The following is a 7,551-nucleotide window of genomic DNA, read 5'->3' on the forward strand; positions in this document are numbered from 1 at the left end:
TTTACTTGAGGTTTTTTTGTGTCTGCAGTTATTCTAGAAGCCTGTGTTTATAAGGGTTGGATGTTTTCCCTATGTTGACCTTTACGAAATGCTCTACTCTTTAACAATGCATGAATGATAAGTTTTCTTACAAGCACTCTATGCTTTGAAAATCGGTGACCAAGTACTCGGTGACCAAACGGTGACCATTTTGTGACCAAGGTTGTTAAAGCTTGCTGCTAGTAACTGATCCCTAAAATTTGATCTTATCGACAAGTCCAGTAGCTTAAAGTACTAGACTCAAGTTAAGTATGAGATAGAGATGGAAACCTTTCTACCCATTCACCAATAACCAATTTGTCAGTTTTAATACAAAATGGTATTGCCCACAACCTCAATTTTCCTGCTAAATGAAAGCAGTCCAAAGGTGTTTCGAACTGATGATGTTTAGGATAAATAAGCATCATATCCCCACACCCATTCAAATATTTGTGACCGTAAGCAAATAGCTGATAAATATCGTCCTGTTCTATATTAAAATTCTTCTTATTGCTATTTGAGCTTATTAACTTCCATTTAGTATCAAGTATATGGTGGTTTTTTCTTTCTTGACTGATTAATAAATCAGGCTTTAATTGAAAGCGCGATTTCAAACCTTCTTGGTCATTCACCATGTACTTACTAGAAGCTTGTGTTGTTAGTTGCCAAGGTGCTTTGATATCTCGTCGTAGACAGCTTGCTACATACTTCTCGAACAAAATTTCCATTGGGAATAACAATGCAATACCCCGATGCTCTCCCTTTTGAAAGTTTGGATTAAGCTTTTCAAGTATTAGTTGGCACCATGGTTTTATCGCTCGATAGGATTGCAATATTTTGATGTCTGACCATTTAGGCATTGAGTTTAAAGGATCTCTAAGACTCGTTATAGGTTCTAAGATGTGTGATAGCTCATTAGCCAGTCGCCAGTTCTCAGAGCTTCTACAGTGCTGGTGTACGTAATCCAATGCCGTTTTAATTAATTGGTTCTCAAGTCGATTGGGATGATAGACATCATGACGAATATGAAAAAGATGAGCTCTACCAACTGTTTGCCTTTGTTGGACTGTAATATCAAGCTGGCCACGAATAAATCTACTTTCTTCTTCGATTCTTTGATAGTCAAATCTGAGTCCAGACGCTACCAACTCCTTCAACAGATATAAAAATTGGTAGTATATCCATTCGTGAATAGGTAGATTCATTCGATTGAGATTGGCGGATTGGGCTTCTTTATGAGATAAGTTTAAGAGGGAGCTTAGTATTTTGCATAAGACGGCTCTGCTCTTATCTGGTTCCTGTAAACCTAATCCTGTCTTTGGTAGTATCTCAATACCTTCACCACAAGGACTTTCTAAATAACCTACGTAAGAATGTAGCTGTAAGTATTGTGGACGCTTATAAGTAATAAACCGCCCATAGCTCTCTTTTTCACTTAATTCCACTAACCAATCAAATGTTTCTTGCTTGATAATAGCTAAATCTAAGCTAGGACATGCTGTCTTATCTGTTGTCAGCTGAGCATATTCTCTGACTTGAATCATGCTTCGCCATCCGAAGATTTATACTCAGGTTGGATTAATATTTTCTTATAGGATTCGGGATTGTTAAAAGCAGTCTCATTGATATGGTAACGACGATCATTTAAACCCTTGATGCTACTATCAAATAATTCACTAATTACTGGAGATATATTTCCAGTTTGAATAAATCGTTCTGAATTATGTTTGCTAGGATCATTCAGCACCCAACCAATGCGCTCCCAGTCTGAAAAGAAGTATTCTTGCAGTAACGGGATAATCCGTCTCTTAAAAATATTACCTAGTTCTTTTTCCTGTTCTTCGTCTGAATCCAAGTCTTTCAAAGACCAAAAATATGAGTGCCCTATGGTGTGTTCACGATCTAATAGCACTTCGATGCGTTGATTCATTACTGCTAATATTTCAGATACAGCAATACCATGAACTATTATGCCATCTAAAAGTTCAGGCTTAGGTAATAGCTCAATAAAATCAAATCGACGCCTTAATGCTAAATCCAGCTGTGCAAGAGATTTATCAGCGGTATTCATAGTTCCTAGTACGTAAAGATTTGAGGGCACTGAGAATTTCTCTTTAGAATAAGGCAGTATGACTTCGCGCGCATCTGTACCGCCTTTACGCTTATCAGGCTCAAGTAATGTAATAAGCTCACCGAAGATACGAGATATGTTGCCGCGGTTGATTTCGTCAATAATCAGTACGTGATTTTTTGAAGCTTTTGGCGAGTTACTTATAGACTGACTATCTAGTGAGTAATCTTGATGCTCCAAACTTTTAGCTAAATCATCCCACGTAAATCTATTAATTTTATAACAAGTTTTCTGAGTTAAGTTTGTATTGTTATTTAAGGTATATATATCAAAATTAATGTCTCGTAGAATCCAGTTCACCTTGCGAGTATGGTGAAACTCTGCGAGACCCTTGAAGCTTGTATCAAAGACATAGTCTGATGTGACGATACCAACAGCTCGTATGGTTTTCTGATCCTTAAGGCAAAGCAACACATCTCCAATTTCAATGTTTTCAGAAAAATCTTTAATAGAAGACCTGTCATTACTACCCATACCTTTTAAATAGTCTTTCTCTTGTTGACTACGCTCTGATAAATTAGTACTTAAATCACCCGTATACCCCCAACCTATACGAGCTTCATCATTATCAAAACAATACTCACGCAGCTCTTTCTGCCATACATCACCTAACGATATCTTCCAAAACTTTGGTTTTTCAGCTAATCCTTCTATTTTATTTCTAGTAACTATATTAGCCGCACGGTCTGCAATCTGTTTGAATATCCCGTCTTCTATATCGTAGGAAATTTGCTTTGTGTCGTCATCAGTCTTTGCCCGAATTCCCTCAACAAAGTCTTCGTAAGCAAAGCTTTGATGAAAGGTAGTGAAAGCTATACGCTGTTCTGATACGAGCTCATCGTACCTTTCCTTAGTAACGTTCCTCTGATCATCAGGAGCTAAATCTTGTTCTTCCAGCTCAAAATACCATTCGGGATCTGCTAAGCTAACAGCCCGCCATGTGGTTGAGTAGGTTTTACCTGTACCTGGGGGTCCATAGAGAATCTGATTAGGAGAACTATAATTAGAAATATTCGCGATTAATGGCTCATTTAATTCATCATTGGAACTAGCATCAACTGTCACTTTCTTTGGTTTAATGCCCAACTTATCACTATAAAGAACTGACATAAACTGATGCGGAGTGAGATCTAAATTATGTTCTTTTTTAATAGCTTGGTATACATCAGTAAGCATTAATAAGCGTTGGATCACATTTTTATAAGGAGGTATTTCCGATTCAGGAAGACCTAACGCTTTCAGAAAATGCTTGATATGAACGGTAGAGGAAATAGGTAGGATAATGTCTGGATTGTATATAGATACTAAACGAGCACGACGTCCTGCTCCCATAACACATCTAGGATCTACACCTGCGCGATCATATACCTCATTATCTTGGTCAATCCAAGTGATATCAGCGTTAACGTCAGCATCGATTATCACTTGATGTATATTAAGAACATAACTCAATGCATCATCGTCACTTAGGTCGCTCAAGCTTTGATGTTTATATAGTGTTCCATCTTTTTGTAGATAAAGTAGATGACCTCTCGCCGTGCCCGGCATATAACGACCAAACATAGGCTGTAGCTCACGCTCTATCCATCGACAATAATTATCTGTGATAGACCCTTGACCTAAACAGTATTGTTCCTGAGTTAATTCCGTTATTTCATTTTTTGGAAACTTCTTTAAAAACTCTTCATAAAGCTTTTCAACGCCTTCAGGTCTACTTGTAATCGCATCGTCTTGGCTTAGTTCAATAATCTTCGATACCAAATCACTATCTATTTTTGTTACACCCATACTGCTAATTCCTTTAAAAAACTCAAAAATTACAACCAGAAAACGGTTGATAGAGCATTTAATCACAAATAAAAATTTTTACGGCACTAACCCAGTGGGAGGTCGCTCGAATGTTTGAGACTATATAAATGCCACTAAAGGCATACACAAAATAGGAGTGACACCATGAGTAAGTCTACACAAGCAAAGCCAACTTCGAACCAAGGCAACGGTGGAAACTGGCCAACGAAGAATGGTACACGTAATCCCTCAGGATCAAATCGCGGAAATGCAAAGCCTAAATAAATTCAAATATAATTAATTTGGAGAGGCAGATGCGGTAGCAAGCCACATCTGCTTTCAAAAATATGAGATATTCGACCAATAAAGATTTTAATCATCATATAAAGTGCCTTATAAAGCAAGGCTGGTTGTTTAGAAAGAGAAGAAAACACAATCAGATCGTTGCGCCAAGTGGACAATCTGTTACTTTTTCTAAAACACCGAGCGATCATAGAGCTCTTAAAAATTTTATCAACGATATTAGACATACAAAAGAAGGATATACACAATGAGAACTACAAGCATTAAGAAGAGCCCTTATTTTTTCCCTGCTGAAGTAGTAAGAGCGATTGCTAGAGCCCTTGATAGCAAGGCTGATAATGACTTATTAGACAGCAAGTGCCAAGATTTATATCTAAGCAAGAATGAGCTTGATCAGCTTATCAATACACATATACATAAAGTTATCGAACGAGTTGAGCTAAAAAAATCAGTTGAGAACGAGCTTAAAGCTTTAATCGCGCAAATGTTTGATGACTATATAAAGATAGTAGCAACCTATAATCTATCAGAGCAGCATAGAGATGATATTGGAACTTGGATAATAGAAGCTTTCTTTTGTCCTCACTTAATTAATATTGTCTCTTTTTTAGGGATAAGAGCAAAACCCTTTCAAAAATCTGACTATATTGAGCTAATGACCGATACCTCTACAAGCTTGGAGCTTGCTTTTAAAATAGTTGAAAAACGAGTTAAAGGTTGGAGTGCCTTTTATGCAGGTTTATCTAAGGGTGATAAAGATAAGCTTACGGCATGGCGTCGCGGCGATGACCTACCCAGTTATGGCAGTTTGCTGTCGATTCTCAACCCTAAGCGCCATGATATATCAAAAAATATCCTCGTCTTCTTAATAACGGCTCGTGCTCTGGGTTACTTTAAAAGACATAATGATTTTGAATTATTAACTCAATATTTCAAGTCGCCTAGATCTTTTGAAGCTCTAATGGTTCAATTCGAAGACTTACTATTAGCACTACAAGAGAGTGATATGCAATATGTAGCCACTCTATATCAGAAGAAAGATGAGCAATTCCTTCATCAGCCTTCTACTATTATTTTAGAATTGCTGACTTATAGTCTAAGCAGTTTTTCGAAGGATGAAGTAAAGCAGGCCAAAGAATATTTTGTTAATGCATTCGAGCTGAGCCTATATCGGTCAGGACATTTATGCGAGCGGATTATTGAAGTTGGTTTTGTCATTGCTAGCTGGCAAGAGTCACCTGATATGAGTTTAATATCAAAGCTGAAAAGCATTCAAAATCTATATGGCTACACTCTACCTACGATAGTGACTGAGGATACCAAACGCAAGAAAGAAAACCTAGTTGAAGACTGGGAAATAAATATGTGGCGAAGCAATGCTCAGAGGGTGTTCAATAACTTTAAGGTTGAACTACCAAAAAAATACCAGGTGAGTTCAGCTATCCTACCTGTATATTTAGATGCAAAAGAACTGAAGCTTGATCTCAAAAAAACCAATAAAAAAATGAAAATAAATGACAATGATAAGCTCCATAGAGATAAGAATAAGAAGAAGCAAATAACAACACAGCTCATTTGGAATACGTTGCTAGAAGACCTAGATGCCGTTAATCAACTCTTGCAAGCTGGTGCTGACATCAATATCCTCTCTGATAACAACGAATCAGCTTTATTAGTCGCTTTACAGCACATGAATTTGACTGAGCCTCATGAACCAGACGATAGCTTTTATCAAGCGCTTAAAGATTTGGACTATGCGCCAAAGACAATCAACGCGGTAACCGCTAAAAAGCATCTTTTTCCGTTATTAAGTACAGTGCAGACTGGACGACTTGAAGTCGTTGAACATATCCTAAGCCTAGGAGCGGATGTGAGTCAAAAAGGCGGCAGTGGTCACCTTGATGCATTAACTATGTGTATATCTTTAATTGGAACAATTAAGAACTCAAAACTGCTACTTAACCAGTTTAATATGATGACTAAAGATCCAAAAAAAGCGATAGCTAGGATGAGTGATTTTGAGTTTTCTGCTTTTGTTAGAGAAACTCAAGGTAGTATGGGTTTCAATAGACAACAGGTGACTCAACATCTTGCTCAAAGTAAAAAAAGCTCAAATGCAATGGCTATTCTTAAAGAGGTATCTGAAGTTTTTAAAGAACAAACTCAGGCAAACTACGAGTTATTCGATTTGAGCGAAATGCGAAAAATAGCAAAGCTACTAATTGATCAAGGTGCAAACCCTAGCGCTAGATATGATTGGAGTGGCATCGACGGATACACTCCAATCATATCTAGCCTGCGAGCTAAATGAAGCTGAACTAGTCTCTCATATCCTAGATAACGCTACTGAGTACTCGAAAGATGATATTATCAATACGGTATTTCGAGATCGTAGAGATGGTCAAGCGGTCGGCTATGAGAAAATTTGTAAGTATTTTAAGTCTGACGATGTACTGGAAGTTATAGACAGGCATTTAATTTTAGAGAGTAGTGATAAAATAAGTTAAGCTATTTCGCCTCAAACATTAGCTTGTTTGGGGCTTTTTCTCTCAACTTGCTGTAATTGAAAGTCGAGAGTGAATGGCTATCACAACACCTCATAGAACACTCTCTCTCAATAAATAACCATGAACTGAACCTCGCTCAACCATAAAGTCTAAAATGTTGATTATTTTAGTTTTTAATCTGACATCTTGCTTAATTCTTTGACGATTCAAAAATAGGTATTGACGTAAATAACTCTCTAAATTAAACAAAGTATCAGATTCAACGTCTCCAAGTTTTAAATCATAATTATTTGAAGTGATACTACTAATCCAATCAATACCTTGATCTTGGAAGTTGCTAGCTACTGAATTTAGTACTCTTGCAATTGAATATAGTACCGAAGGGTGATAGCCTAAATCTTTAGATATACTACTATATAACCATAAGTTATTTTCTTTTAAGCTACGCCATTCTTTTGTATTCTGCTTCCAACTTCCCCAAGCAAGTAGATAGTTAATAATTAAATTGTCGTAATCACGATTGTAGCTAGTTTGAGGATAAAGGTTAATTATCTCAGGATAAAATACTCGCCAAATGTGCCAAAAACTTGCTGGCTGATAAAAAATATCTTCTGCTCGAACAAACCACTCAATTAGCTGTTCCGTTTCTTCGCTCTTTTTCAAATAACTTAAAAATGGCTGTAATAGACTATCTATAGTATCTTTATTCTTTTGATGAACAATAATAGTATTTATTTTTTCAAGGATATTTAGTCTGATTTTATATAAATTATGGATATTATTAATATCTCGCCTGTTTTTAAG

The 7,551-nt window shown here is 36.7% G+C and carries 4 protein-coding genes; 1 reads left to right on the plus strand and 3 read right to left on the minus strand.

The genetic code is table 11. The features are described from left to right. Positions 1-284: 284 nt before the first annotated feature. Both ACT3S4_RS04585 and ACT3S4_RS04590 read right to left on the minus strand, forming a co-directional pair. On the minus strand, positions 285-1,562 hold the full coding sequence (locus tag ACT3S4_RS04585) for an McrC family protein (protein ID WP_444760563.1): 1,278 nt from the start codon (positions 1,560-1,562) through the stop codon (positions 285-287). Beyond that, positions 1,559-3,937, minus strand: coding sequence for an AAA family ATPase (locus ACT3S4_RS04590; RefSeq protein WP_444760564.1), 2,379 nt, complete (start codon positions 3,935-3,937; stop codon positions 1,559-1,561). The genes ACT3S4_RS04585 and ACT3S4_RS04590 overlap by 4 nt, the downstream gene beginning before the upstream one ends. Before the next feature lie 550 nt (positions 3,938-4,487). On the opposite strand from ACT3S4_RS04590, the gene ACT3S4_RS04595 reads away from it, so the two are divergent. After that, the gene (locus ACT3S4_RS04595) at positions 4,488-6,551 is read left to right on the plus strand and encodes a hypothetical protein (RefSeq protein WP_444760565.1); all 2,064 of its coding nucleotides are present in this window, start codon (positions 4,488-4,490) and stop codon (positions 6,549-6,551) included. 286 nt (positions 6,552-6,837) lie between these two features. Here ACT3S4_RS04595 and ACT3S4_RS04600 read toward each other — a convergent pair. Then, positions 6,838-7,551 (minus strand): hypothetical protein (locus ACT3S4_RS04600; RefSeq protein ID WP_444760566.1); only part of this gene is annotated, 714 nt, incomplete at its 5' end.

Origin of the sequence: Psychrobacter sp. AOP30-A2-5 (assembly GCF_052378115.1) — a bacterium.
Lineage (GTDB): Bacteria > Pseudomonadota > Gammaproteobacteria > Pseudomonadales > Moraxellaceae > Psychrobacter.